Genomic DNA, 26874 nt, shown 5'->3' on the forward strand with positions numbered 1-26874 from the left:
AGACAGAGTCGCCCGGCAGTGTCGCCGGGCCGACGCACAAGGGGAGGAGGATCATCATGAGTGACCAATTGGGAACTTTGGAGGAGCTGCCGCAGGAGTATCGCGATGCGATGACGCAGGCAGGTGTGGCGCCGTTATGGCCGATGATGCGCAATGTGCTGCCGCATGGTGCGCCCAATCCGGTGACCAAGCCGGGGCATTGGACGTTTGAAGCGCTGCGGCCGCTGTTGCTGCGCGCGGGCGAGTTGACGCCGGTGGAAAAGGCCGAGCGCCGGGTGCTGGTGCTGTCCGATCCGGGCCGCGGGGCGGGGGCGATGCAGGCGACCTCGTCGATCTATCTGGGGATGCAGTTGTTGCTGCCGGGCGAAACCGCGCCGGCGCATGTGCACACGCCGTCGGCGGTGCGGATCATTGTCGAGGGCAAGGGCGGCTTCACCGTGGTGGACGGAGAGAAGCTGCCGATGGAAGAGGGCGATCTGGTGCTGACGCCGGGCGGCGAATGGCATGATCATGGTCACGAGGGCACCGATCCGGTGATCTGGCTGGATGCGCTGGATCTGCCGCTGTTTGTGTATCTTGAGGGGTCCTATGCCAAGGAAGGCCCGCTTCAGGCGCAGCGCAACCGGCCTGATGCCAGTCAGGTGGAATACCTGTCGGCGGGTCTGGCGCCGTCGCGCAAGCTGAATGCGGGCCTGCGGCGGTATCCGATGATGCGCTATCCCTGGGCGCGGACCGAAGCGGCGCTGCGCGAGATGGCGAAATACGGCGATCAGGGCATTGCCGAGCTGGATTACGTCAACCCCGAGACCGGCACCGATGTGCTGCCGACGATGGGCTTTACCGCGATGATGATTGGCGCCGGTCAGTCCGAGGCGCCGCCGCTGCGGTCGTCGTCCGCGGCGTTTCATGTGGTCAAGGGGCGCGGCGTCACAATGGTGAATGGCGAGCGGATCGAATGGGGTCCGAAGGACACGTTCACCGCGCCGGTTTTTGCCGAAATCACCCACACAGCGACCGAGGACGCGTTCCTTGTGCGTATTCACGACCGCCCGCTGCAAGACAAGCTGGGCTATTATGAGGAGCGTGCGCGATGAGCACCTATCTGTTTGACACCCCCACACCCCCGTCCGTGCCCGTCAAGGGCGAGGACAAGGGCTATCCGGTGGCGCGAATTTTTTGCGTTGGGCGCAATTACGCGGCACATGCGGCTGAAATGGGCGTGGAGGTCGACCGCGAGGCGCCGTTTTATTTCACCAAGTCGCCATTGGCGGCGCAGGCGAGCGGGGCAACCATCGCCTATCCGCCGGGGACGCAGAATTACCATTACGAGATGGAGCTGGTGATCGCCATCGGCGCGCCGGTGTTTCGGGGTGCGGTCGCGGATGCGGCGGCGGCGATCTATGGCTATGGCTGCGGGTTGGACATGACGCGGCGCGATCTGCAACTGGCGGCGCGGGCCAAGCAGCGGCCCTGGGATCTGGGCAAGGATGTCGAGCAATCGGCGGTGTTCGCCCCTTTGACCAAGGTGGCCGAGTTCGGCACGGTCGGGCCGCAGCGCATTCATCTGGAGGTGAATGGCGAGGTGAAGCAGGACGCGCATCTGAGCGACCTGATTCACAATGTGGCCGAGATCGTGGCGGATCTGTCGAAATATTACCATTTGCAGCCCGGCGATCTGATCATGACGGGCACCCCTGCCGGGGTGGGCGCTGTGCTGCCGGGCGATGTGATCACCGGCGGGATTGACGGGCTGGACCCGATCAGCCTGACGATCGGAGCGGCGGAATGAGCGATCTTCCGATCCTGATCGCCGGGGGCGGTATTGGCGGGCTGGCCACGGCGATTGGGCTGGCGCAAAAGGGCATCCGTTCGGTCGTGCTGGAGAAGGCGGCGCAGCTGGGCGAGATCGGCGCGGGCATTCAGCTGGGTCCGAACGCGTTCCATGCGTTTGATTATCTGGGTGTGGGCGATGCGGCGCGCGACATGGCGGTGTATATCGACAGTCTGCGGCTGATGGATGCGCTGTCGGGTGACGAGATCACCCGCATTCCGCTGGACGAGGCGTTTCGCGCGCGGTTCAAGAATCCCTATGCGGTGGTGCATCGCGGCGACCTGCATGGAGTGTTTCTGAAGGCCTGTATCGCGCATGATCTGGTCGAGCTGCGCACCAGTGCCGCAGTCGAGGATTACGCGCAGGATGGCCGTTCGGTCACGGCGGTTCTGGCTGGGGGCGAGCGGGTGACCGGATCGGCCCTGATCGGCGCGGATGGGCTGTGGTCGAACATCCGCAAGCGGGTGGTGGGCGATGGCGCGCCGCGGGTGTCGGGGCATACCACGTATCGTTCGGTCATTCCGACTGATCAGATGCCCGAGGATCTGCGCTGGAACGCGGCGACGCTGTGGGCCGGGCCGAAGTGTCATATCGTGCATTACCCGTTGTCGGGGTGGAAGGTGTTCAACCTCGTGGTGACCTATCACAACGATGCCGCAGAGCCTGTTGCGGGTCTGCCGGTGAGCAACGAAGAGGTCGCGCGCGGGTTCGAGCATGTGGCCCCGGTGGCGCGGCAGATCATCGAGAAGGGCAGCGACTGGAAGCTGTGGGTGCTGTGCGACCGTGATCCGGTGACCAACTGGGTCGATGGGCGGGTGGCCTTGCTGGGCGACGCGGCGCATCCGACGTTGCAGTATTTCGCCCAAGGGGCCTGCATGGCGCTGGAGGATGCTGTGGCGCTGTCGCACGAGATGGCAACGGGTGGCGCGGTCGAGGTGGTGCTGGAGCGGTATCAGGCGATGCGCAAGCTGCGCACCGCGCGCATTCAGCTGCAATCGCGCGAGATCGGCCAGCATGTGTATCACCCGGCGGGCGCGCATGCCGAGCTGCGCAATGCGGTGATGAAGGCGAAGACGCCGGATGACTGGTATGACACGATTGACTGGCTTTATGGCTCGACCGGGCTGGAGGGGGCGGTTTCCGCTGAAACCCGCCGGGGCTGAGGCCGATGTGATCTGAAAAGGGGGGCTTCGGCCCCCTTTTTTGTTGCGGATTTCTGGCGGGGTTTGCGGGATGCGGCGGGGGTGGGGCGAAAAGACCTTCAAGCCGGGGGCAAAGTCGGAGTAGACAGGCGGCGCGTGGTCTTCCCTGATACAGGCTGTTTTGATGTCATCTTCGTTCTTGAATGTGCAGGCTCTGGCGGACAGGGCGCGGTTTTGGCTGGCGCGTCGGTCAGGCGATGAGGCCCGGCTGCGCGGGTTTTCCGCGCCGCTGGAGGCCCTGGCGGCTGAGGCGGCGGGCAAGACCGTGGCCGTGGTGGGCAATGCCCGCAGCCTGACGACCACGCAGTTCGGACCGCAGATCGACGCCGCCGATATTGTGATCCGACTGAACAAGGGCGAGATCTCGGCACCCGAGGGGCAGGGGCGGCGCACCGATTGGCTGGCGATGTCAGTGCCGGTGGCGCCCGACATCATTCGCGCGCATGATCCGAAGCGGCTGTTGTGGGTGACGCCGAAACGGCGGCGTTTGCCGTATCATGTGGCCAGCGACCCACGGTTTTGCCTGCTGCCCGAGGATCACTCGGACCGGTTGCGCGCGACGCTGGGCAGTCGGCCGTCGACCGGGGTGATGATCATCGCGCTGGCGGCGTCGCTGCCGGTGGCCAGCCTGCGGATATACGGGTTTGATTTCTTTGCCACGCTGTCGACCACCGGCGGGCGCAGCGCGGCGCAGGTGCCGCATGATTTCGCGGCCGAAAAGCTGTGGGTTGAGGCGCTGGTCGCGGCTGATCCGAAGATTGAGCTGATCCGCGCGCAGAGTTGAGTCGTGTGTGCTTTTGTGCACAAGGGCTGTCCGTTTCCGGGGCTATGGGGAATGCGGCTGCTGCGCTAGGTTGGGCGCAGGAGGATATGCGCATGAGCTGGAACCCGATCCTTGATCCCGACACACCGATTGGCGACGCGGTGGACGCCATTGAAACCGTGATTGTGCCGCGCAGCCGCGATATCGGCGCGTTTGAAGTGCGCCGCGCCTTGCCCGCGCCAGAGCGCCGGATGGTCGGCCCGTTCATCTTTTTCGATCAGCTTGGGCCGGTGGAGTTTCTGACCGGGCAGGGGTTTGACGTGCGCCCGCACCCGCATATCGGGCTGGGCACGGTGAGCTATTTGCTGAAGGGGCGGATGCATCATCGTGATTCGCTGGGCACGGATCAGTGGATCGAGCCGGGCGCGGTGAACTGGATGAATGCCGGGCATGGCATCACCCATTCCGAGCGCACCGACGGCGAGATGCGGCAAAGCCCGTTTTCGATGTTCGGCGTGCAGACATGGCTGGCGCTGCCCGAGTCGCAAGAGGATGCCCCGGCCAGTTTCCAGCACGCGGCGCGCGCCGATCTGCCGTTGCTGGAGGGCGAAGGCAAGCAGGTGCGGGTCATTCTGGGCGATGTCTATGGCGCGCAGTCGCCGGTGGCGCTGCCGTCCGAGGGGTTTTACGCGGATGCGGCGTTGGCGCCTTGGGCGGCGCTGCCATTGCCGGACAATCACGAGGACCGGGCGATTTACGTGCTTGAGGGCGCGGTGCGCGTGGCGGGGGATCTGTTCGAGGCGGGCCGGATGATGGTGTTTCGCCCCGGTGACCGGATCAGCGTGCGGGCGGGCGCGCAGGGCGCGCGGCTGTTGCTGCTGGGCGGGGCCACGCTGGAAGGGCCGCGGTATATCTGGTGGAATTTCGTCGCCTCGTCCCGCGACAGGATTACGGCGGCGAAAGAGGCGTGGCGCGCGGGGGATTGGCAACATGGCCGGTTTCGACTGCCGCCCGGCGACGACAGCGAATTCGTGCCCTTGCCCTAGCGGATATGGGTAAGACCGCAGCCACCACCGCTTGGGATCTGCCAAGGATTGCTGCACTGCATCTGTGCGGAGGGCGCTGTGGCTGTGCCGGGCGCTGCCATAGGCGGCTTTGGTTGGGCGGCCGGGGGCCCCGTGTCGTGGCGCCGGGTGTGAATGTCCGCGAGCGGCTGGTGGTCTGGGACAGTTTGCAGCCGCTTCGGAAACGGCGGTCCGGGTCGGTTTCGGGGGCTGCGCAATAAATGCGAATTTTCCGCGATCATGCGCTTGACGGGGCAGGGAGAGGCGCATAAACAGCCTCTCACGCTTGGGGCGACCTGAGCGGACAGTGGGCGGTTGTAGCTCAGTTGGTTAGAGTACCGGCCTGTCACGCCGGGGGTCGCGGGTTCGAGCCCCGTCAACCGCGCCATCACTGTCCCCGCCCAAGGATTGGGTGCTTTGCCAAGCATAAAGGCACATAGACCGAAAGGTTTCGCGCGGTTGTAGCTCAGCTGGTTAGAGTACCGGCCTGTCACGCCGGGGGTCGCGGGTTCGAGCCCCGTCAACCGCGCCACTTTCCCACATTCTGACAGATACACAACAGATACACTACAGATACACTACAGATACACACAGGGGATAGATCATGGCATTTCTTGACCGGCTATCCTGGGGCGCCGTTCTGGTGATCTGTCTGACGCTGGGGTTGGCACCATTTTCGCCCGAGCCGCATATCTGGGAAAAGCTGAAAATGCTGATGGCCGGAGAGCTGCGGTCGGGGATGGATATCTTCGATATGGTGCTGCATGGCAGCCCTTGGGGGCTGGCGCTGCTGAAAGCTGTGCGCAGCGTTGCCGTCGCCCGTCGCTGAAGCAGTGGTTTCGGCTTAGTAGCTGTATCCCAGCGCCTGTTCCTGTGACAGGTCGAGCCGTCCGCGCAGGAACGCCATATCATCGGATGAGAGTATGGCGGGGGTTTCCGGGCGCGGCTCGATTGCGGGTTTGAACTTTGAACCCAGACGTTTGACCACCGGGCGCAGCGGGCCGTCGGGCGTGGGCAGGGCGAAGGTCTGGCGCATCTGTTCAAGGAACCCGGCGGGGTCGGCGATTGCGGTTTCCATCCGCACCAGCACAAAAGAGCAGCCGCGATTGGCAAAGCTCAGATGGCCGCGCAGCTTGCCCTGCCTGAGCGCGAACAGATCGTCATAGGCGAGGCCGGTGGCGGGGTCGCGGTCAAGTTGCAGCGGCTGGCCAAGGATACCAAGCCGCGCCTCGGGCTGGAAATACCGCTCGCGGTCGATGATGGTGTGCCAAGGCGCGCGGATGAAGTCGGAAAACGTCAGTTGCTGAATCGCGGCGGGCGTGTGCCAGGGTTTGGCGTGCATCGAGCGCGCCCAGTGCGCGGCATGGCGCACCGCCACAATCACGATCAGGTCGGCGGGAATCGCCAGCGCATGCGGGGGGCCGTGTTTCCAGCCCAACGCCTCGGTCGGGCGCAGGGGGGTGTTGCGGCCCAGCAGGCGCTTGACGTAATTCGTGCCCGAACTGCGTTCGCCCAGAACCTGAAACCGGGTGGGCGGCGTGCCGTTCGAGGCGATATGCAGGCCGGGTGTTGCGAAATCCGCCGGGATCATGGGCGCCTCTGGTTTGTGCGCCGCGCAGATGCGGCAAAATTCGATTCTCTTATAGCAGGAAACTGGTTACAGTCGCCACCAAGCAGGAATTAGCGGTCAGAAACCGGGGCAGAGCAAGATGCAATCGACAGGCGCGGTCGTCACCATGGTTCGGGACGATCTGTTTTTTCTCAGCGCGTGGTTACGCCATTATGGCCCGGTGTTCGGGCGCGAGAACCTTTATATCGTCAATCATGGGCGCGGCGAGGCGGTGGCCAAGCTGGCCGAGGGCTGCAATATCATCGGCATTCCGGGCGATCCGCACAAGAATTTCGACATGAAGCGCTGGCGGTTGCTGAACAACCTCGTCGCTGGTCTGAAAAGTTACTATAAACATGTGGTTGTCGGCGATGTGGACGAGCTGGTCGTGGTGGACCCCGAAGAGGGCAAGACCCTGCTGGAGTTTCTGGAGGAACAGCCCGAAAAACGCGTGCTGACGCCGCTGGGGCTGGAGGTGGTCCACCGGATCGATCTGGAGCCAGAGGCGATCACGGACCGCATTCTTGGCCCGCGTCGGCATGTGCGGATTGCGCCGCACTACTCTAAACCCTGCGTGGTGTCGGTGGGGACCAAGATCGCGCGCGGTGGGCATTATACGCAATATGGCAAGCTACATACGCCCGACTGCCTGTATCTGCTGCACCTGAAATTCTGTGATTTCCCCGAATATGCGGCGGCGATGAACCGGCGCAATGCAGTGGTGCAAGAGATCGGCGGCGGGCTGAAGGATACGGCGATCGGGCGGCATTGGTTTGCCGAGGCGCGCGGCGAAGATCGCGCGGTGTTCGAGGCTTTTGCCGATCTTGAGATTGTCGAGGGCTTTGACATGCGGGCGTACCGCCGCAAGATGCACCGCAGTTTCGGGCCGCGTGGCGATACCGGGTATTACGAATTCGCGCGGCCGGATTATGAGGCGCAATTTTTGCTGCCAGAGCGGTTCAGCGGTCTGTTCTGAACCGCTTTTGCGGTTGCCCTTCGGGGGAGTGGCGCGCCGTCCCAAACCGCCCGAAGGGCTGATCCTGTGCGCCCGAAGGGCGCTCCGCTGGATCAGGTGTCTTTGGTCAAAGCCTCGAGAATGCGGGCCCAGCTGCGGATGCCTTTGTGGAAGCTGGACAGGTCATACTTTTCATTCGGAGAGTGGATTTGATCGTCATCCTTGCCGAACCCGATCAGCATCGCGTCGGTGCCGAGGATGTTCTTGAAGTAGCCCGCGATCGGGATCGAGCCGCCGCATCCGACATAGGCCGCCGCGTTGGGCCACTCGTCTGACAGCGCGCTGCGGGCAGCCTCGAACGCGGGGTCGTCGGTGGACATGACTGACGCGGGCGAGGCGCCATGGCTTTTGAACGCGACTTTGCAGTCCGGCGGCAGCATCGACTGCACATAGGCGCGGAAGCTTTCGCGGATGGCGTGGGGGTCTTGGGTGCCGACCAGCCGGAAGCTGATCTTGGCGCTGACTTGCGAGGGCAGCACCGTCTTGAACCCATCGCCGGTATAGCCGCCGGTGATGCCGTTCACTTCACAGGTGGGGCGCGACCAGATCATCTCAAGCGGGGTGCGGTCCTGTTCGCCTGCGGGAGCGGACAAGCCGACCTGACCCAGAAAGCTGTCTGCGTCGAAGTTCAGGCCCTGCCATTGGGCCGCCACGTCGGCGGGCAGTTCGGGCACGCCATCGTAAAATCCTGGCACGGTCACGCGGCCAGTGTCGTCATGCAGGCCTGCGATGATTTTTGCCAGCACCCGCGCCGGGTTCATGGCGATGCCGCCGTACATGCCGGAGTGCAGGTCTTTGGACGGGCCGGTGATGGTCAGCTCTTCGCCCAGCAGCCCGCGCAGCATGGTCACGATCGCCGGGGTGCTGTCGCCAAACAGCCCGGTGTCGCAGATCAGCGCGAGGTCGGATTTCAGCTCGTCGGCGTTGTCCTTCATGAAGGGCACCAGCGAGGGCGAGCCTGATTCTTCTTCGCCCTCGAAGAAGAAGGTCAGTCGACAGGGCAGGGTGCCGTGTACGGATTTCCACGCGCGGCAGGCCTCGACGAAGGTCATCAGCTGGCCTTTGTCATCCGAGGCTCCGCGCCCGCGGATCACTTTGTGGCCCGCCACGGTTTCGATTTTCGGGTCAAACGGGTCGCGGTCCCACAGGCCAAGTGGGTCTACCGGCTGCACATCATAGTGGCCATAGAACAGGATGTGCGGGCCGTCGCCTTCGACATGGCCTACCACCATCGGGTGGCCAGGGGTGCGGCGTTTTTCTGCTTCGATTCCGATGCTTTGCAGGTCTGCGACCAGCCAGTCAGCGGCGGTCTGGCAGTCGCCTTTGTATTTGGGGTCGGTCGAGATCGACGGAATACGCAACAATTCCAGCAGCCTTTCGGTGGCGTCCGGCAGATCCTGATCAATACGGGTGAGAACGGTTTCGAGCGACATGTGTTTCTCCTGTGGCACGGTTGGGCAGACCCTAGCACCGCGGCCGACACTGTCCAGTGCCAGGGTTGATGCAGGTCAAGGATTGGCGGAGCGGCAATTTGTAACCTGTTGTCGAAACTGCGCGAAGAATATAGCACTGTAAATTCGGAATATGTTTGCAAGGACGGCCCGGAGCGGAACACGCGCCTGCACCGGGATAAGAAGAAGGAACGACCGCTTGGACTATACTGCCAAACTTGATCAGGCCCTTGGTAATCTTCACCAGGAGGGGCGTTATCGTACGTTCATCGATATCGAGAGACGCAACGGGAATTTCCCGCATGCGATTTGGCGTCAGGCGGACGGGACGGAAAAGGACATCACGGTCTGGTGTGGCAACGATTATCTGGGCATGGGGCAGCATCCGGTTGTTCTGGCGGCGATGCACGAGGCGATTGACGCCACGGGCGCGGGCTCGGGCGGGACGCGCAACATTTCCGGCACCACGGTGTATCACAAGCGGCTAGAGGCCGAGCTGGCCGATCTGCATGGCAAAGAGGCGGCGCTGCTGTTCACCAGCGCCTATATCGCCAATGACGCGACGCTGAGTACGCTGCCCAAGTTGTTTCCCGGGCTGATCATCTATTCCGATGCGCTGAACCATGCGTCGATGATTGAAGGTGTGCGCCGCAATGGCGGGGCCAAGCGGGTGTTCCGCCATAACGATGTGGAACATCTGCGTGAGCTGCTGGCGGCGGATGATCCCGACGCCCCCAAGCTGATCGCGTTCGAGAGCATCTATTCGATGGATGGCGATTTTGGCCCGATCGAGGCGATCTGCGATCTGGCGGATGAATTTGGCGCGCTGACCTATATCGACGAAGTGCATGCCGTGGGCATGTATGGGCCGCGTGGCGCCGGTGTGGCCGAGCGCGACCGGCTGATGCACCGGTTGGACATCATCAACGGCACACTGGCCAAGGCGTATGGCGTGATGGGCGGCTATATCGCGGCGTCCGAAAAGATGTGCGATGCGATCCGGTCCTATGCGCCGGGGTTTATTTTCACCACGTCGTTGCCGCCTGCGGTCGCAGCCGGCGCGGCGGCGAGTGTGCGGCATCTGAAAACCGATCAGGCGCTGCGTGATGCACATCAGGCGCAGGCGAAAATCCTGAAAATGCGTTTGAAAGGGCTGGGCCTGCCGATCATCGATTATGGCAGCCACATCGTGCCGGTCATCGTGGGCGATCCGGTGCACACCAAGGCGCTGTCGGACATGATGCTGGATCAGCATGGAATCTATGTTCAGCCGATCAATTTTCCCACCGTGCCGCGCGGCACCGAGCGTCTGCGTTTTACCCCCTCGCCGGTACATGGTCCGAAAGAGATCGATGCGCTGGTGCATGCGATGGACGCACTGTGGTCGCAATGTGCGCTGAATCGCGCCGAAATGACCGCGTGATCTGCCTTAAGGTGTAAAATGCCTTGCGGTGTGCTAGCTTGCGTTCAACAAAGGACGCGTCTCGAATCGAGCAGGTTTCGTAGACGACGGAGTGCAGGATGGGGCAGTGGGGATGATCAGGCGCAAGGCATCGCGTGTTTCTGACGACGTAACCGTCGAACCCAAGGGGTTTGACGATTTCGAGATGCGCTTGGGCGATACGATGCGCGGAGAGCGCGCAACGCTGGGCAAATCGCTGCTGGATGTGCAACGCGAATTGCGGATCAAAGCCTCTTATATTGCCGCCATCGAGAATTCCGATCCGTCAGTGTTTGACACGCCGGGCTTCATCGCGGGCTATGTGCGGTCGTATGCGCGATATCTGGGCATGGACCCAGAGCAGGCGTTTACCACCTTCTGCGCTGAAAGCGGCTTTACCACGGCGCATGGCATGTCTGCTGCGGCCTCGTCGGTCAAGAAAGCCCCAATTCCGGTGATGTTGAAGGAACGTGATCCCTTCTCGGCGCCGACCACCCCCTTTGCTCCTGGGCGCGACGCGTTCTTCTCGCGGATCGAGCCGGGCGCGATTGGTTCCTCGCTGGTGCTGCTGGCGTTGATCGGGGCGATTGGCTTTGGCGGCTGGACCGTGCTGAACGAAGTGCAGCGCGTGCAGTTTGCACCGGTGGAAAATGCGCCCGACGTTCTGGCCGATCTGGACCCGCTGGGCCCGAAGGCGCGCCAGACCGGGGCCGAGACCCAAAGCGCCATGGCGTCTGGGGTGTTCGCGCCGCCGTCGGATGCGCTGGACCGGATTTACCGCCCTCAGGCGTTGGAAGTGCCGGTTCTGACCGCGCGCGATGCGCCGATCTCGACGTTGGACCCGACGACGGTGGGCAGCTTTGTGTCTGATATGTCCGAGCGGGTTCTGGCCTCGGCCACGCCGTCGCCCGAAACGACCAACGTGCCGCAGGTGGTCGAAACCCCGGCGCCGGGGGTCGAAATGGTCGCGGTGCGTCCGGCTTGGGTGCGGGTGCGGTCCGCTGACGGCACAGTGATCTTTGAGGGTATCATGGAGGCGGGCGACCGCTGGACCGTGCCGCAGACCGAAGAGCCTGCGACCCTGCGGGTGGGCGAATCCGGTGCGATCTATTTTGCGATGAACGGCCAGCACTATGGCCCGGCGGGGCAGCGCGGTACTGTGACCTCTAATCTGGCGCTGTCGGTCGAGCATCTGAGCGGGGCCTATGCGGTGGCCAATCTTGAGCGCGATACCGATCTGGCGCGCACCGTGGCCCAGTACGTGGCCGAAGCCAATACTGGCGTCCCCGCGCAAGAGTGATCGATCCCAGGCCCGTGCAGCGATTGCAGCCGGGGCCAAGGCGGACTATCTAACAGGTAGATTGAACAAACAGGGAGCGGCCCATGTCGCTGAACCATGTCCGCCCGTGGCGTAACATCTATCGCCGCACCAGCCGTAAAATCCATGTTGGCAATGTGCCGGTAGGGGGCGACGCGCCGATCACCGTGCAGACGATGACCAACACGCTGACCACGGACGTGAAGGCGACCGTGGCGCAGGTGCAGGCGGCGGCTGATGCTGGGGCGGATATCGTGCGGGTGTCGGTGCCAGACGAGGCCAGTTCGAAAGCGCTGAAAGAGATTGTGCGCGAAAGCCCGGTGCCGATCGTGGCCGACATTCATTTCCATTATCGTCGCGGGATCGAGGCGGCAGAGGCCGGGGCCGCGTGTCTGCGGATCAATCCGGGCAATATTGGCGACGAGCGGCGGGTGAAAGAGGTTATTCAGGCGGCGCGCGATCACAATTGTTCGATCCGCATCGGGGTGAATGCCGGGTCTTTGGAAAAGCATCTGCTGGAGAAATACGGCGAGCCGTGCCCGGATGCGATGGTGGAAAGCGGGATGGAGCATATCCGCATTCTGCAGGACAACGATTTCCACGAGTTCAAGATTTCGGTCAAAGCCAGCGATGTGTTCATGGCGGCGGCGGCCTATCAAAAGTTGGCCGAGGCCACCGATGCGCCGATCCATCTGGGGATCACCGAGGCCGGTGGGCTGATGTCGGGCACGATCAAATCGGCAATCGGGATGGGCAATCTGCTGTGGATGGGTATTGGCGACACGATCCGGGTGTCCTTGTCGGCCGATCCGGTCGAAGAGGTCAAAGTTGGCTATGACATTCTGAAATCGCTTGGGCTGCGGCATCGGGGCGTGAATATTATTTCCTGCCCCAGTTGCGCGCGTCAGGGGTTTGACGTGATCAAGACTGTCGAGGCGCTGGAAAAGCGGTTGGAGCATATCAAGACGCCAATGAGCCTGAGCATCATCGGCTGCGTGGTCAACGGCCCGGGCGAGGCGCTGATGACCGATGTCGGGTTCACCGGCGGCGGCGCGGGGTCTGGCATGGTGTATCTGGCGGGCAAGCAAAGCCACAAGATGGGCAATGAGCGGATGATCGAGCACATCGTCGAGCAGGTTGAGGCGCGCGCGGCGCAGCTTGAGGCCGAGGAAGTGGCTGAAATGCCGTAAAGCCTTAGGGCTTGGCGGCTTTGTCGATGTATTTCTGCAAGACGATCGGCGGCATGTGTCCGCGGATCATCATGGTTTCAAACACATAAGACGGGGCTGTATCCAGCTCTAGCCGGGCGGCAAGTGCCGCGTCGGGGCCGGACATGTCGAACATTGCCACCCGGATCGGGGATGTTTCTGCCAGCGCGCGCAGGTCGGCCTCGGCCTGTGCGCAGGCGGGGCAGTTGGCGCGGGTGAAAAATGCGATGGCAACAGGATTTTTGGACAGGCCGAATGCCGTATGGCCGGGGGCGAAAAGTTGCGCCGCCTCGGCGCGGATGCGGGCCAGATCGGCGTTGATCTCGTCTTCATAGAAGGCTGGCGGCGGCGGGGCCAAGGCGGGCTGCACCAGTTCAGGATTGGCCAGAACGGTCGCGCGGATTTCTGCGCCCAGTGCGGCGCGCTCGGGCGGGGTCAGCAAGGTCAGATCGGTCTCGGCCACAGCCGCCGCCCCGATCAGGGCGGCGCAGCAGGTGATCGCCGCGCGGCGGGCGCGCATGCCGGGTTAGTTGGCCGCGCGGGTGGCGGCAACAAGTTGCTGCATGCTGGCCAGCGGGACATAGCCGCGCAGCATTTGACCATCGAGGATGAAGGTCGGCGTGCCGGAAATCTGCATCCGCCCGGCCAGCGCGTGGTTGGCGGCGATTTCCTGCTCCACTTCGGCGCTGTTCATCCTGGCAAGGATTGCGGTGCCATCCAGCCCCAGTTTGTCAGCCAGACGCGACAGGGATTTCGGCGTGACATTGCCCTTGAAGGTGATCAGCGCGTCATGCGCGGTTTTATAGGCGTCGGCACCGGCAACAAGACGGGTGGCAATGGCAAAGCGCGACGATAGCGTGGATTCATCGCCCAAGATTGGGAACTCTTTGAGGATAAAGCGGATATTGCCATCTGACGAGACCAGTTCGCTGATCTCGGCGTGGGCTTTGCGGCAATAGCCACAGCGGTAGTCGGTGAACTCGACCAGCGTGACATCGCCGTCGGGGTTGCCGCCAACCCAGGAATAGCCGTCATTGAACAGCGCGTCGGCGTTGGTCTTGACCATATCCTCATCGCTTTGGGCTTGCTGGTTGGCCTGACGTTCTTCGAGGACCTGAACCGCTTCCATGATCACTTCGGGGTTTTCCAGAAGATAGGCGCGGATTTCGCTGTGCAGGGTGGTGCGTTCTGACGCGGACATGGCGGTCAGATCAAAGGCCTGTGCCGGGGCTGCGATCGCAAATGCTGCAAATGCGGCGGCAGAGAGTACATGTTTCATTGGTTACTTCCTTTTCCTGGCTTGGGCCTCGGCGGCAGAGATCACATCCTGCGCGCGAAGCCAAGAGGCAGAGCCGCGCGGCAAAAGCCCCTCGGCGCGTTTGGCGTGAATGAGCGCGTCATCAAAGCGCCCCGAAAGGGCGTAACGCTCGGCGGTGAGAACTGAGGCCATGCCGGGTTGGCCGGTCGTGGCATAGGCGGTGGCCAGATCGCGCAGCACGCGGGCATCCGAAAAATCGCGCGCGCGGGATTTCTCGAGCACGGTGAGGGCGGCCTTGGGATTGCCCGCCGCCAGCAGGGCACGGCCCTGACCGCCAAGGATCTGCGCGTTGCGCGGGGCCAGCGAGGCGGCCTTGCCATAGGCCGCGACAGCCGCCTGCGCCTTGCGGTTTTCCAGCAGGATCTGGCCGCGCAGGTCGTGCACGAAGGGGTCATTGGGGCGGGCGGCGACAAGTTTGTCGATCGCGGCAAGGGCCTTTTTGGAGTCAGGCTGACGGTGATAGGCGATGGCCTGACGCATCAGGGCGATATCGGGCGTGGCGCTGCTTGCGGCGCGTCGCAGGGTCCAACTGGGCGCGCGCAGGAAGGCGGACAGCTTGCCCTGAGCGCGGGCGAACCAATAGGCCACTGAAGGATCGGGGCGCGGCGCGCGGGTGTTGGCGGCCACCAGCGCGTCGATCGCGCGCAGCCGGTCGCGTGACATCGGGTGGGTGCGCGCATAAGGGTCCTGTCGCCCCTCGGCCAGAAGCTCCTGACCGCGGAAGATATCCAGCACCTCGGTGAAGGCGTGCGGATCGGCCCCGGCGCTGATCATATAGCGCAGGCCGGAACTGTCGGCGGCGCTTTCCTCGGCCCGCGTGTGAGACATGAAGACCCGGTTGGCCGAACTGGCCAAACCAAGGCTGAGGCCACCTGCCGCACGCGCATCAGCACCAGAGGACACGGCGGCCACGGCCAGCGCCATGCCCAGCCCTGAGATGGTATTGGCCACTTGCGCATTCTGGATCCGGCGCGAGATATGGCCATTGGCGATATGCGCGGCCTCGTGCGCGATGACCGATTGCAGCATGTCAGCCGAGGTCATGCGCAGCAAAAGCCCGGAATGGATGAAGATATGGCGCTGATCCAGCACGAAGGCGTTGAGTGTATCGTCACGGATCACCAGCACTTGAATGTTGTTGGCGGGCAGGCCTGCGGCGGTCAGCACCGGTCGGGCCAGTTCGCCAAGCGCGTGTTCGATGTCGGGATCGCGCAGCAACGTGACCGCACGGGCGGGCAGGGCGGTGGCCAGTTGCACCGCCAGCAGGACGGTCAGCAGGCAGGCAGATCGGACAAGAGTGCGCATTGACGGCGTGCCTGTTTCCCTGTGAATTGGCCCCTTACATGACACCACCATAGGAAAGAAGCGATGCGGAACTCAAGGCGCGGTGAGGTTGATCCCTTTATTGTGATGGATGTGATGGAGGCCGCGCGCGCGGCAGAGGATGCGGGGCGGCATATTATCCATATGGAAGTGGGCCAGCCCGGCACACCGGCCCCCGAAGGCGCGCGGACGGCGCTGACCCGTGCGATGCAGGACGACGCGATGGGATATACCGTGGCGTTGGGGCTGCCAGCGCTGCGCCGCCGAATCGCGCAGCTGTATGGCGAGTGGTACAATGTCGATCTGGATCCGGGCCGGGTGGTGGTCACGCCGGGATCGTCAGGCGCGTTCCTGCTGGCCTTTACCGCGCTGTTCGAGGCTGGTGACAAGGTCGGGATCGGCGAGCCTGGATATCCGTCGTATCGGCAGATCCTGAAGGCTTTGGATCTGGTGCCAGTTGGTTTGTCGGCCAGTGCAGACAACCGTTTGCAGCCGGTGCCTGCGGATTTCGCGGGCATGGATCTGGCGGGTTTGATGGTCGCCTCGCCCGCCAATCCGTCGGGGACGATGCTGGACCGAGGGGCGATGCAGGCGCTGGTCGGGGCCTGCGCCGAGACGGATACGGCGTTCATCAGCGACGAAATCTATCACGGGATCGAATACGAGGCCAAGGCGGTCAGCGCGCTGGAGGTGACGGATGAGTGCTATGTGATCAACTCGTTTTCCAAGTACTTCAGCATGACCGGCTGGCGGATCGGTTGGATGGTGGTGCCCGAAGATCATGTGCGCATCATCGAGCGGCTGGCGCAGAACATGTTTATTTGTCCCAGCCATGCCAGCCAGATCGCCGCGTTGGCGGCGATGGAGTGCAGTGCCGAGCTGGAGGCGAATATGGTGGTGTACCGCGAGAACCGGCGGTTGATGCTGGAGGGGTTGCCGAAGGCCGGGTTTGACCGGATCGCGCCGCCGGATGGGGCGTTTTACGTCTATGCCGATATCAGCCATCTGACGACGGACAGTCGGGGCTTCGCCGCCGAGATCCTTGAGCAAGCGGGCGTGGCGGTCACGCCGGGGTTGGATTTCGATCCGGTGCGGGGGGCGGGAACGCTGCGGTTTTCTTATGCGCGGGCGACGGCGGATATCGTTGAGGGGCTGGAGCGGCTGGGGCGATTCATGCGCGAACGTGGCGCCTGAGGCAGGCGGTGCGGTGAGTATTTGGATCAGAAAGAAGCGGGTTGCGGTTCAAACCGGGGGCTGGGCGAATCCGGCCTGCTGGTTTAGGGTTGGGTGAACCAGCCGGAACAGGGCGGATGAGCAGAATTTTCAAAGCGATTGCAGTTTGGGCCTTGTTGGGGCTGACGGCGCTGCCTGTGGCGGCGCAGGAGCTGAGCGGTCTTGCGCGGGTCGAGGTCGGGGGCAGTCAGATCACCGACAGTTGGGGTGGGCTGCGGGTGCGGCTGGCGCTGACGCAGGGCGTGCCGTTTCGGGCCTATACACTGGATGGGCCGCCGCGGCTTGTGCTGGATTTTCGTGAGGTGGATTGGCAGGGGGTCACCAAGCCGGTGTTGCTGAACGCGGATCGGGCGACGGATTTACGGTTTGGCACGTTCCGACCGGGATGGAGCCGGATGGTGGTGGATCTGTCCGGGCCTTTGGCGCTGAGTAAGGTGGGGATGAGCATCGCGCCGGACAGTGGCAAGGCGGTGCTGACGGCTGAGCTGGACGAGGTCGCGCCGGAGGCGTTTGCCGCGCTATCTGGGGCGCCGCATGATCCGCGCTGGGACCTGCCGCCGCCCTCGGCGCGGGCGATGCCGCCGCGGATACCGGGGGACGGGCCGTTGGTGGTGGTGCTGGATCCGGGCCATGGTGGGATTGATCCGGGGGCCGAGCGTGAGGGGTATCAGGAGAAGGACCTGATGCTGTCGTTTGCGCGCGAGTTGAAGGAAACATTGCTGCGCTCGGGCGGGTTTGAGGTGGTGATTACCCGCGAAGATGACAGTTTCGTCTCGCTTGAGCGGCGTATTGCCATCGCGCATGAGGCCGGGGCGCATGTGTTTTTATCGCTGCATGCGGATGTCCTGGCAGAGGGGCAGGCGCATGGCGCGACCGTGCATTTACTGTCGGACAGCGCCACCGATAAGGCGACGGCGCTGTTGGCCGAACGGCACGACCGCGACGATATTCTGTCGGGCGTGGATCTGACCGGGCAGGATGATGTGGTGGCCGGGGTTCTGATGGATCTGGCACGGCAGGAGACACAGCCCAGATCGGAGCGGCTGGCGCTGGCGTTGGTGGCGGGGTTTGAAAAAGCGGGGGCGCCGCTGAACCGCCGACCGGTGCGGCGGGCGGCGTTTTCAGTGCTGAAAGCCGCCGATATTCCGTCGCTGCTGTTGGAGGTGGGGTTCATGTCCAGCCCGAGAGATCTGAAGAACCTGTCCAATACGCAGTGGCGCATCGGTATGGCGGCCGCGATCCGCGATGGGTTGCGGGCCTGGGTGGCAGAGGATGCTGCGCTGTCACATCTGGTGCGGCAGTAGCGCGTTTGACGGCGGGTTTCGGCGCATGGATCAACGGTTCTTGTTTTGACGCCCCCGGCGGTGGTCAGTATAGAGACGCAACTAATCTATAAGGGCGGCGCGCGTGCTGAGGTTCATTCTATCCTTTTTCGGGGCGATATTCACAGCGGTGACGCTGGCGTTGGCCGCAGTTGCGCTGAGCATCGGCGCGATTTTCTTTGTCTATGGCCGCGATCTGCCCAGCCATGAAAGCCTTGCACAATACACCCCGCCGACGATCAGCCGGATCTATTCCGGCGAAGGGCATATCATTGATGAATTCGCGCAAGAGCGCCGGTTGTTTATGCCTGCGGATGAAATCCCTGATCTGGTGAAGCAGGCGTTCATCTCGGCCGAGGACAAGAATTTTTACACCCACAAGGGGTATGATGCGCGCGGCATGGTCGCAGCGGCGATTGATGCGGTTAAGACGCGCGGGCGCGATGTGCGCGGCGCCTCGACCATCACGCAGCAGGTGATGAAAAACTTCCTGCTGGGCGGCGAGCGCAAGGCCGAGCGCAAGATCAAAGAGATCATCCTTGCGACCCGGTTGGAAGAAACGCTGAGCAAGGACAAGATCCTTGAGCTGTATCTGAACGAGATTTTTCTGGGTCAGAACTCTTATGGTGTGGCGGCAGCGGCGCAGACCTATTTCAACAAGACGCTGGGCGAGCTGGCCCCGCATGAGGCTGCGTTTCTGGCGTCGTTGCCCAAGGCCCCGTCGGATTACCATCCGGTGCGGCGCAAGGAGCGGCTGATTCAGCGGCGCAATTTCGTGCTGAGGGAGATGGCTGAGAACGGCTATATCACCCAAGCCGCCTATGACAGCGAGGTGCAGATGCCGCTGCGCTCGGTGCAGAATGGTGATTTCGAGAGTTTCAAGACTGCTCTGCCGCCGCGTGATTACTTCACCGATGAAATCCGTCGCCAATTGAGCGTGGATTTCGGCGAGGAGCAGTTTTTCTCGGGTGGGATGACGGTGCGCGCGACGATCGAGCCTGAGATGCAGGTGGATGCGGCGCTGGCGCTGCGGCGCGGGCTTGAGAAATACGACCGTGGGCGGGGGATTTGGAACGGGACCGGCAAGACGATCCCAGCAGAGGCGCTGGTTTCCGAGGCAAGCTGGCGCGAAGCGCTGGCGGAGGTGAATGTCCCGCGCGACATCGTGCTGAACGGGCGCTGGTCGCCTGCGGTGGTACTGGAGGTCGGCAAGACCGACGCACGGATCGGTATCGAGGCGGTGGACGAAGACGAGGACGGACACTGGATTCCGGCCAAGGACGTGCAGTGGGCGCGCAAGCGACTGAAGAACGGCAAGCTGGGCAACAAAGCCCGCGTGGCAGGCGATCTGCTTGAGGTGGGCGAGGTGGTGCTGGTGCGCACCATGACGGCCGACAATGACGGCAGCTTCATCCGCTGGACGCTGCGGCAGGTGCCCGAGGTGCAGGGCGGGTTCATGGCAATGGACGTCAATACCGGCCGGGTGATCGCGATGCAGGGCGGGTTCAGCTATCAGCATTCGGTGTTCAACCGTGCCACGCAGGCGCAGCGGCAGCCGGGTTCAAGCTTCAAGCCGTTCGTTTACGCCTCGGCGCTGGATAGTGGCTATACCCCCGCGACGATCGTGATCGACGCCCCGATCGAGGTGAACACGCCGCAGGGGCTTTGGCGACCGCGCAACTCGTCGAATAAGTTTTATGGCCCGACGCCGTTGCGGACCGGGATCGAGCAATCGCGAAACCTGATGACCATCCGCTTGGCGCAGGAGGTCGGGATGGATGTGATCGCCGACTATGCCGAGCGCTTTGGCGTGTATGACAATATGGGGCAGTTTCTGGCCAACTCGCTGGGATCCGAGGAAACAACGCTGTTCAAGATGGTTGCGGCCTATGCGATGTTCGCCAATGGCGGCGAACGGGTGGAGCCGACGCTGGTGGACCGGGTTCAGGACCGCTATGGCAAGACCATCTATCGTCACGACAAACGCGAGTGTGTGGACTGTGGTGATGCCAGTATTGCAGCCGGTGCAAGCCCGGTGATCATCTCGAACCGCGAGCGGGTAATGAATGCGATCACTGCCTATCAGCTGACTTCGATGATGAAGGGGGTTGTGGACCGTGGCACCGCGAAGGGCACGGTCAATCTGAGCGTGCCGGTGGCGGGCAAGACCGGTACCACCAACGAGGCGCGTGATGTCTGGTTTGTCGGCTTTACCAGCAATATTGTTGCTGGCTGTTATATCGGTTTCGACCAGCCGCGCCCGCTTGGGAAGGGTGCATATGGCGGATCGATGTGCGGGCCGGTGTTTCAGGAGTTCATGGAGAAGGCCACGGCCAAATATGGTGGTGGGCCGTTCCGGGTGCCGCCGGGTGGGCATTTCATCAAGATCGATCGGTTCACTGGCGCACGTCTGAGCGATGACGCTGATGGTGAAAATGTGGTGGCCGAGTATTTCCGCGATGGCGAAGAACCGGTTTTCGGCATTACCTTTGACGGCGGGTTTGCCATGGGCTCCAATCTGCCGCTGTTCGACGACGTTGGCACTGCCGGGCGAGAGGTCACGACCTCGACCGGGAAAAAGGCTGTGGTTGGTCCCAAGGCCAGCTTTGGTTCGGTTTCGTCCGGCGGGTTGTATTGATCCGCTGGTGACAGCGTGCGCCCGGCTTGCCCCGGGTCGCGCGCTGGTCTATCACCCGACACCTAGATGATAGTTTCAGGGATGCCCCATGCGCGCCGAGGTTCAGAATACCGTTTCCGAGATCGAAAAATCGCTGGCGTTGTTGCGCCAGCGGATGGATTGGGACACGGCACAGCACCGGCTGGAGGAATTCAACGCCCGTGTTGAGGACCCGACCCTGTGGGACAATCCCGAAAACGCCCAGAAGTTGATGCGCGAGCGGCAGATGCTGGTGGATTCGATGGCGGTGCACGACAGCATCAAGCAGGATCTTGCCGACAATATCGAGCTGATCGAACTTGGCGAAATGGAAGACGACGCCGAGGTGATCGCCGATGCAGAGGCCGCGCTGAAGGCATTGGGCGCAAAAGCCGCCGAGAAAGAGCTGGAGGCGCTGCTGAACGGCGAAGCCGATGGCAATGATACCTTTCTGGAGATCAACTCAGGCGCCGGAGGCACGGAAAGCTGCGATTGGGCCAGTATTCTGGCGCGGATGTATGTCCGCTGGGCCGAGAAGAAGGGCTATAAGGTCGAGCTGCAATCGACGACCGCAGGCGAAGAGGCCGGGATCAAATCCGCCGTTTACAAGATCAGTGGGCCGAATGCCTATGGCTGGCTGAAAAGCGAAAGTGGCGTGCATCGGTTGGTGCGGATCAGCCCCTATGACAGTGCGGCGCGGCGGCATACCTCGTTCAGCTCGGTCTGGGTGTATCCGGTGGTCGACGACAATATCGAGATCGAGGTGAATCCCAGCGATATCCGGATCGATACCTATCGGTCCTCGGGCGCGGGCGGGCAGCACGTGAACACCACGGATTCCGCCGTGCGGATCACCCACCATCCCACCGGGATTGTGGTGACCAGTTCGGAAAAATCGCAGCACCAGAACCGCGACATCGCCATGAAGGCGCTGAAATCGCGGTTGTATCAGATGGAGCTGGACAAGCGGAACGCGGCGATCAACGAGGCGCATGAAAACAAGGGCGACGCGGGTTGGGGCAACCAGATCCGGTCATATGTTTTGCAGCCCTATCAGATGGTCAAGGATCTGCGCACTGGATATGAAACCTCGGACACCGCAGGGGTTCTGGACGGGGATCTGGACGGCTTGATGGCGGCGACTTTGGCGATGGATGTCGCGGGCAAAAGCCGGGCCGAGGCGCAGGGCGACGCATAACCCGCTTGCCTTTGGCAAGAATTATGGCGGACAGTTGGAAGGCAGGGGTGACCCTGCCTTTTTTACATTTTGGGGAATGCGAATGGGGCTGCTGGACAAGGACGCGTTGGAGCTGTCGGGGATGCTGGAGGCGCGCGAGGTCAGCGCCGAGGAACTGATGCGCGCCACGCTGGAGCGGATCGAGGCGGTCAATGGCGCGGTCAATGCGGTGGTATCGTTGCGGGACGGCGATGCCCTGCTGGCCGAAGCGCGGGCGGCGGATGCGACGCCACGCAAGGGTTGGCTGCATGGGGTTCCGATGGCAGTCAAGGATCTGGCGAATGTGGCGGGGATCGAGACCTCGATGGGCTCGCCCCTGTTTGCCGGGCAGATCCCAAAGGCCGATGACGTGATGGTGGCGCGGATGCGCGCGGCGGGGGCACTGTTCATTGGCAAGACCAATACGCCGGAGTTCGGGCTGGGCAGCCATACGTTCAACCCGGTGCATGGGGCGACGCGCAACCCGTATGGGCTGGACCGCTCGGCGGGCGGCTCATCTGGTGGGGCGGCGGTGGCGCTGGCCACCAGAATGCTGGCGGTGGCCGATGGCTCGGACATGATGGGCAGCCTGCGCAATCCGGCGGGCTGGAACAACGTTTACGGCTTTCGGCCAAGCTGGGGTCTGGTGCCGTCAGAGCCTGCGGGCGAGATGTTTCTGCATCAGCTGGCCACGAATGGACCGATGGCACGCTCGCCCGCCGATATTGCCGCGCTGCTTGAGGTGCAGGCGGGATGGGATCGGCATCAGCCGCATGGGCTGGAGGCCGCGCCATATGTGTCGCGGATCAAGGCGGATGTACGCGGGCGGCGGATTGGCTGGCTGGGCGGTTGGGGCGGGGCTTACGCCATGGAGCCGGGGATCTTGGCTCTGTGCGAGGGTGCGCTGGCGGAGTTTGCGACGATGGGCTGCGTGATTGAGCCGGTGGCCGCGCCGTTCCCGGCACAAAAGCTGTGGGACAGCTGGACCACCCTGCGGTCATGGGCGATCGCGGGCAATCTGGCGCCGCTGCTGGCCGATCGGAAGATGCGGGCAGGGCTGAAGCCCGAAGCGATCTGGGAGGCCGAGCGCGGGATCGCAATGAGCGCGATGGAGGTGCACCGCGCCAGCGCCGTGCGCTCGGAATGGTTCCGACGGGCGGCCGCGCTGTTTGAGCAGTATGACGCGCTGATCCTGCCCTCGGCGCAGCTGTGGCCGTTTCCGGTGGACTGGGCCTATCCGCAGGCGATCAACGGGCAGGCGATGGATACGTATCATCGCTGGATGGAAGTGGTGATCCCCGTGGGTTTGATCGGGTTGCCCTGCCTGAATATCCCGGCGGGGTTTGGCACGAATGGCTTGCCGATGGGGATGCAGATGTTTGGCCCCGCGCGCGGTGATCTGGGACTGTTGCAGCTTGGCCATGCCTGGCACGAGGCGACAAATTGGCCTGCACGGCGGCCACCGATCCTGCCCTGACGCTTGCTTTTGCGGGCGAAACCCGGTCCCATAGGCAAAAAAGAATATGTCTGTGGGAGGACAGGATGCCATATACGCCACGCCACGGTGTGCCCGAGATGGGCGAAGTGACACTTGCCACGCTGAAAGAGGCGCTTCGGCGCGGATGGGCCGATATGCGGCGCGCGCCGGGGTTCGGGCTGATCTTCGCTTCGGTCTATGTGGTGCTGGGGTTGGTCTTCGCCTGGATTACATGGATGACGGGCAAGAGCTATTGGCTGATATTTGCGGCAGTGGGCTTTCCCTTGGTGGGGCCGTTTGCAGCGGTGGGCCTGTATGAGGTCAGCCGCCGGATCGAGCAGGGGCGGGCGATGGATATCTATCAGATCTTCGGCGTCGTGGCCAAGCAGTCGCGTCGACAGCTACCCTCGATCTGCGCCATCATCATCTTCATGTTTCTGTTCTGGTTCTTCATTGCCCATATGATTTTCGCGCTGTTCATGGGGCTGAGCACGATGACGAATGTCTCGTCGTCGTTTCAGGTATTCCTAAGCACGAACGGGGTGATGATGCTGGGCGTGGGCACGGTGGTGGGGGCGCTGTTTGCTCTGCTGCTGTACATGATCACGGTGGTGGCGCTGCCATTGTTACTGGACCGCGAAGTGGATTTTGTCACCGCGATGATCACCAGCTTTCAGACCGTCGTGCACAACCCGGTGCCGATGTTGGCGTGGGCCGCGTTTATCGCGGTGGTGACATTTGCGGCGATGATCCCGGCGTTTTTGGGGCTGTTTGTGGTGCTGCCGTTGCTGGGGCATGCGACATGGCATTTGTACCGGCTTATCAGCGCGGGCGATCGGGCTTTGTGAATGCAAAAAGGGGCCGGTGATCGCCAGCCCCTTTGAAAGATCAAGAACAGGTGGTTACAGCCCGCGCGACAAGGCCGCGACGCCGGTGCGGGCGACTTCCTCAAGGCCCAGCGGGCGCATCAGGTCGGCGAACGCATCGATTTTCTCAGGCGTGCCGGTGATTTCAAACACAAAGCTGTGTAGGGTGCTGTCGACCACATTGGCGCGGAAAATATCGGCCAAGCGTAGCGCTTCGACCCGCTTTTCACCATCGCCGTTGACCTTCAGCAGCGCCAGTTCGCGCTCCACTGACGGGCCTTCGACGGTCAGGTCGTGGACCTCGTGCACAGGCACGATGCGGCCCAGCTGTGCTTTGATCTGTTCGATCACCTGCGGCGTGCCGGTGGTGACGATGGTGATGCGCGACCGGTGCCCGGCGTGGTCGATCTCGGCCACGGTCAGGCTGTCGATGTTATAGCCGCGCCCGGAAAACAACCCGATGACGCGAGCCAGTACGCCGGCCTCGTTATCGACAACAACGGCCAGCGTGTGCTTCTCGGTCACGTCGGAAAAGTTGGGCCGCAGGTTATAGGCCGAATGCTTGGTCGAGCCTTTTTTGATGTGTAGGGCAGACATGTCGTTCCACTTTCGCAAATATACTCGGGGACCGGAGGCGGGAGGCCTCCGGTGCTGTTGATCAGACCATAACCGCGCCGGAGCTTCCGATCGCGCCTTTGGTGCTGGCTTCACCCAGAAGCATCTTGTTGTGCGGCTCGCCCGATGGGATCATCGGGAAGCAGTTTTCATGCTTCTCGACCAGACAGTCGAAGATCACCGGGCCGTCGTAATTGATCATTTCCATGATCGCGTCATCCAGATCGGCGGGGTCGCTGCACCGGATCCCCTTGGCGCCGAAGGCTTCGGCCAGTTTGACAAAATCAGGCAGGCTTTCGGACCAGCTGTGGCTGTAGCGTTCACCGTGCAGCAATTCCTGCCACTGGCGCACCATGCCAAGCCGTTCGTTGTTCAGGATGAACTGTTTCACCGGCAGGCGGAACTGCATCGCGGTGCCCAGTTCCTGCATGTTCATCAGCCACGACGCCTCGCCTGCGACGTTGATCACCAAGGCCTCGGGGTGGGCCATCTGCGCACCGATCGAAGCCGGAAAACCATAGCCCATCGTGCCCAGGCCGCCGCTGGTCATCCAGCGGTTCGGGGCGTCGAAGTTCAGGTACTGCGCCGCCCACATCTGATGCTGGCCGACCTCGGTACAGACATAGCGGTCGTGATCCTTGGTCAGCGCCTCAAGCCGGGACAAAGCGTACTGTGGTTTGATCGTTTGGCCGGTCTGGGTGTACTTCAGGCACTCGATCTTCTTCCACGCGTCGATCTGTTTCCACCACTTGGCCAGACCTTCCTTGTTGGTTTTGCGGCCGCGAGATTTCCAGACCTTCAGGATGTCTTCCAACACATGGCCAACGTCGCCGACGATGGGAATATCGACGCGGATCACCTTGTTGATCGAAGACGGATCAATGTCGATATGTGCCTTTTTCGAATTCGGGCTGAACGCATCCAGTCGACCGGTGATCCGGTCATCAAAGCGGGCGCCGATGTTGATCATCAGGTCGCAGTCATGCATGGCCATGTTGGCCTCGTACAGACCGTGCATCCCCAGCATGCCCAGCCAGTTCTTGCCCGACGCCGGATAGGCACCCAGCCCCATGAGGGTCGAGGTGACAGGAATGCCGGTGGCATCGACCAGTTCGCACAGCAGTTGGCTGGCGGCCTTGCCTGAGTTGATCACGCCGCCGCCGGTATAGAAAACCGGGCGTTTGGCGGATTCCAGCGCTTCGACTAGTTCGGTGATTTCTTCCATGTCGCCTTTGACCTGCGGCTGATAGCGGCCGGTGAAGATCTTCTGCGGCGGGGTATAGGTGCCATTGGCGAACTGCACATCCTTGGGAATGTCGATCAGCACCGGGCCGGGACGACCCGCAGTGGCAACATGAAACGCCTCGTGCAGGGTCGCGGCCAGCGTGTCAGTGTCTTTGACCAGCCAGTTGTGCTTGGTGCAGGGCCGGGTGATGCCGATGGTGTCGGCCTCTTGAAAGGCATCGGTGCCGATCATGAAGGTCGGAACCTGCCCGGTCAGAACCACAATCGGGATACTGTCGAGCAACGCATCGGTCAGGCCGGTCACCGCGTTGGTGGCACCGGGGCCGGACGTGACCAACACAACACCGGGCTTGCCGGTCGAACGGGCATAGCCTTCGGCGGCGTGCACGGCACCCTGTTCGTGGCGCACAAGGATGTGACGGATGTCATTCTGAAGAAAGATCTCGTCATAAATCGGTAGCACCGCGCCACCGGGGTATCCGAATACGACATCCACGCCCTGATCTTTGAGGGCCTGGACTACCATTTTCGCTCCGGTCATCTGCCGTGTCATCTTTTCGCTCCGTTTACGACGTCAACAATATGCAAAGAAAAAGCCCCCGAGGGTTAATCGGGGGCGCATGGGGTTCCATTATGGAGTCCGTTACCGGCCCATGCGCCACTGTCCTACTACGATGACGACTAGATTGGTCATTCTTCAA

At 62.7% G+C, this 26874-nt stretch carries 23 protein-coding genes and 2 tRNA genes; 18 read left to right on the plus strand and 7 right to left on the minus strand.

Features of this window, described 5'->3' with window-relative positions; genetic code table 11:
- Positions 1–56 precede the first annotated feature (56 nt).
- From BSF79_RS00100 to BSF79_RS00135, 8 genes are all read left to right on the plus strand, one after another.
- Positions 57–1094, plus strand: coding sequence for a cupin domain-containing protein (locus BSF79_RS00100; RefSeq protein WP_090266475.1), 1038 nt, complete (start codon positions 57–59; stop codon positions 1092–1094).
- A complete protein-coding gene (locus BSF79_RS00105) occupies positions 1091–1789 on the plus strand; it encodes a fumarylacetoacetate hydrolase family protein (RefSeq protein WP_090266479.1) in 699 nt (232 codons plus the stop codon). The genes BSF79_RS00100 and BSF79_RS00105 overlap by 4 nt, the downstream gene beginning before the upstream one ends.
- A complete protein-coding gene (locus tag BSF79_RS00110) occupies positions 1786–2994 on the plus strand; it encodes a 3-hydroxybenzoate 6-monooxygenase (RefSeq protein WP_090266483.1) in 1209 nt (402 codons plus the stop codon). The genes BSF79_RS00105 and BSF79_RS00110 overlap by 4 nt, the downstream gene beginning before the upstream one ends.
- 163 nt (positions 2995–3157) lie before the next feature.
- Positions 3158–3817: a glycosyltransferase family 29 protein gene (locus BSF79_RS00115; protein ID WP_090266487.1), complete on the plus strand. Its 660-nt coding sequence runs from the start codon at positions 3158–3160 to the stop codon at positions 3815–3817.
- Positions 3818–3909: 92 nt separating this feature from the next.
- Positions 3910–4842, plus strand: coding sequence for a pirin family protein (locus tag BSF79_RS00120; RefSeq protein ID WP_090267791.1), 933 nt, complete (start codon positions 3910–3912; stop codon positions 4840–4842).
- Between the two features lie 329 nt (positions 4843–5171).
- Positions 5172–5248: transfer RNA gene (locus tag BSF79_RS00125), tRNA-Asp, on the plus strand.
- 67 nt (positions 5249–5315) lie between these two features.
- A tRNA-Asp gene (locus tag BSF79_RS00130) sits at positions 5316–5392 on the plus strand.
- Between the two features lie 72 nt (positions 5393–5464).
- Positions 5465–5689, plus strand: a complete 225-nt coding sequence (locus BSF79_RS00135; RefSeq protein ID WP_090266491.1) for an RND transporter — start codon at positions 5465–5467, stop codon at positions 5687–5689.
- 15 nt (positions 5690–5704) lie between these two features.
- On the opposite strand, the gene BSF79_RS00140 is transcribed toward BSF79_RS00135, so the two are convergent.
- Positions 5705–6451 carry a hypothetical protein gene (locus BSF79_RS00140; protein WP_090266493.1) on the minus strand — a complete coding sequence of 249 codons (747 nt, stop codon included), beginning with the start codon at positions 6449–6451 and terminating at the stop codon, positions 5705–5707.
- Positions 6452–6569: 118 nt separating this feature from the next.
- Here BSF79_RS00140 and BSF79_RS00145 point away from each other — a divergent pair, with 118 nt between their 5' ends.
- Positions 6570–7445 carry a glycosyltransferase family 2 protein gene (locus tag BSF79_RS00145; protein WP_090266496.1) on the plus strand — a complete coding sequence of 292 codons (876 nt, stop codon included), beginning with the start codon at positions 6570–6572 and terminating at the stop codon, positions 7443–7445.
- 92 nt (positions 7446–7537) lie between these two features.
- Here the strand turns inward: BSF79_RS00145 and BSF79_RS00150 are convergent, their stop codons facing one another.
- Positions 7538–8917 (minus strand): M20/M25/M40 family metallo-hydrolase, encoded by a 1380-nt coding sequence (locus BSF79_RS00150; RefSeq protein WP_090266499.1) that lies wholly within the window; start codon positions 8915–8917, stop codon positions 7538–7540.
- 217 nt (positions 8918–9134) lie between these two features.
- Here BSF79_RS00150 and hemA point away from each other — a divergent pair, with 217 nt between their 5' ends.
- From hemA to ispG, 3 genes are all read left to right on the plus strand, one after another.
- Positions 9135–10358, plus strand: a complete 1224-nt coding sequence (gene hemA, locus BSF79_RS00155; protein WP_090266503.1) for a 5-aminolevulinate synthase — start codon at positions 9135–9137, stop codon at positions 10356–10358.
- A gap of 112 nt (positions 10359–10470) precedes the next feature.
- Positions 10471–11676, plus strand: a complete 1206-nt coding sequence (locus BSF79_RS00160; protein ID WP_090266507.1) for a helix-turn-helix domain-containing protein — start codon at positions 10471–10473, stop codon at positions 11674–11676.
- Between the two features lie 83 nt (positions 11677–11759).
- The gene (gene ispG / locus BSF79_RS00165) at positions 11760–12884 is read left to right on the plus strand and encodes a flavodoxin-dependent (E)-4-hydroxy-3-methylbut-2-enyl-diphosphate synthase (RefSeq protein WP_090266509.1); all 1125 of its coding nucleotides are present in this window, start codon (positions 11760–11762) and stop codon (positions 12882–12884) included.
- Between the two features lie 4 nt (positions 12885–12888).
- Here the strand turns inward: ispG and BSF79_RS00170 are convergent, their stop codons facing one another.
- Genes BSF79_RS00170 through BSF79_RS00180 form a run of 3 tightly spaced genes read right to left on the minus strand, consistent with a single transcriptional unit; the run spans position 12889 to position 15525 of the window.
- Positions 12889–13422 (minus strand): hypothetical protein, encoded by a 534-nt coding sequence (locus tag BSF79_RS00170; RefSeq protein ID WP_090266513.1) that lies wholly within the window; start codon positions 13420–13422, stop codon positions 12889–12891.
- Positions 13423–13428: 6 nt separating this feature from the next.
- The gene (locus BSF79_RS00175; RefSeq protein ID WP_090266517.1) at positions 13429–14181 is read right to left on the minus strand and encodes a DsbA family protein; all 753 of its coding nucleotides are present in this window, start codon (positions 14179–14181) and stop codon (positions 13429–13431) included.
- A gap of 3 nt (positions 14182–14184) precedes the next feature.
- Positions 14185–15525 (minus strand): M48 family metalloprotease, encoded by a 1341-nt coding sequence (locus BSF79_RS00180; protein ID WP_090266520.1) that lies wholly within the window; start codon positions 15523–15525, stop codon positions 14185–14187.
- A 63-nt stretch (positions 15526–15588) separates the two neighbouring features.
- On the opposite strand from BSF79_RS00180, the gene BSF79_RS00185 reads away from it, so the two are divergent.
- The 6 genes from BSF79_RS00185 to BSF79_RS00210 all read left to right on the plus strand — a co-directional run bounded on the left by BSF79_RS00185 (position 15589) and on the right by BSF79_RS00210 (position 24295).
- Positions 15589–16737 (plus strand): pyridoxal phosphate-dependent aminotransferase, encoded by a 1149-nt coding sequence (locus tag BSF79_RS00185; protein WP_090266524.1) that lies wholly within the window; start codon positions 15589–15591, stop codon positions 16735–16737.
- A gap of 116 nt (positions 16738–16853) precedes the next feature.
- Complete coding sequence (locus BSF79_RS00190; protein WP_090266527.1) at positions 16854–18080, plus strand: N-acetylmuramoyl-L-alanine amidase; 1227 nt, start codon at positions 16854–16856, stop codon at positions 18078–18080.
- Positions 18081–18183: 103 nt separating this feature from the next.
- On the plus strand, positions 18184–20736 hold the full coding sequence (locus BSF79_RS00195; RefSeq protein ID WP_090266530.1) for a penicillin-binding protein 1A: 2553 nt from the start codon (positions 18184–18186) through the stop codon (positions 20734–20736).
- Between the two features lie 88 nt (positions 20737–20824).
- Positions 20825–21952, plus strand: a complete 1128-nt coding sequence (prfB, locus tag BSF79_RS00200) for a peptide chain release factor 2 (RefSeq protein ID WP_090266533.1) — start codon at positions 20825–20827, stop codon at positions 21950–21952.
- An 82-nt stretch (positions 21953–22034) separates the two neighbouring features.
- Positions 22035–23447, plus strand: coding sequence for an amidase (locus tag BSF79_RS00205; protein ID WP_090266536.1), 1413 nt, complete (start codon positions 22035–22037; stop codon positions 23445–23447).
- A gap of 65 nt (positions 23448–23512) precedes the next feature.
- Positions 23513–24295 carry a DUF2189 domain-containing protein gene (locus BSF79_RS00210; RefSeq protein ID WP_090266539.1) on the plus strand — a complete coding sequence of 261 codons (783 nt, stop codon included), beginning with the start codon at positions 23513–23515 and terminating at the stop codon, positions 24293–24295.
- Between the two features lie 54 nt (positions 24296–24349).
- Here BSF79_RS00210 and ilvN read toward each other — a convergent pair whose 3' ends face one another.
- On the minus strand, positions 24350–24910 hold the full coding sequence (gene ilvN / locus BSF79_RS00215; protein ID WP_090266543.1) for an acetolactate synthase small subunit: 561 nt from the start codon (positions 24908–24910) through the stop codon (positions 24350–24352).
- Between the two features lie 61 nt (positions 24911–24971).
- Complete coding sequence (locus BSF79_RS00220; protein ID WP_090266546.1) at positions 24972–26726, minus strand: acetolactate synthase 3 large subunit; 1755 nt, start codon at positions 26724–26726, stop codon at positions 24972–24974.
- Between the last annotated feature and the right edge of the window lie 148 nt (positions 26727–26874).

Source organism: Thalassovita taeanensis (genome assembly GCF_900110775.1).
Taxonomy (GTDB): domain Bacteria; phylum Pseudomonadota; class Alphaproteobacteria; order Rhodobacterales; family Rhodobacteraceae; genus Litorimicrobium; species Litorimicrobium taeanense.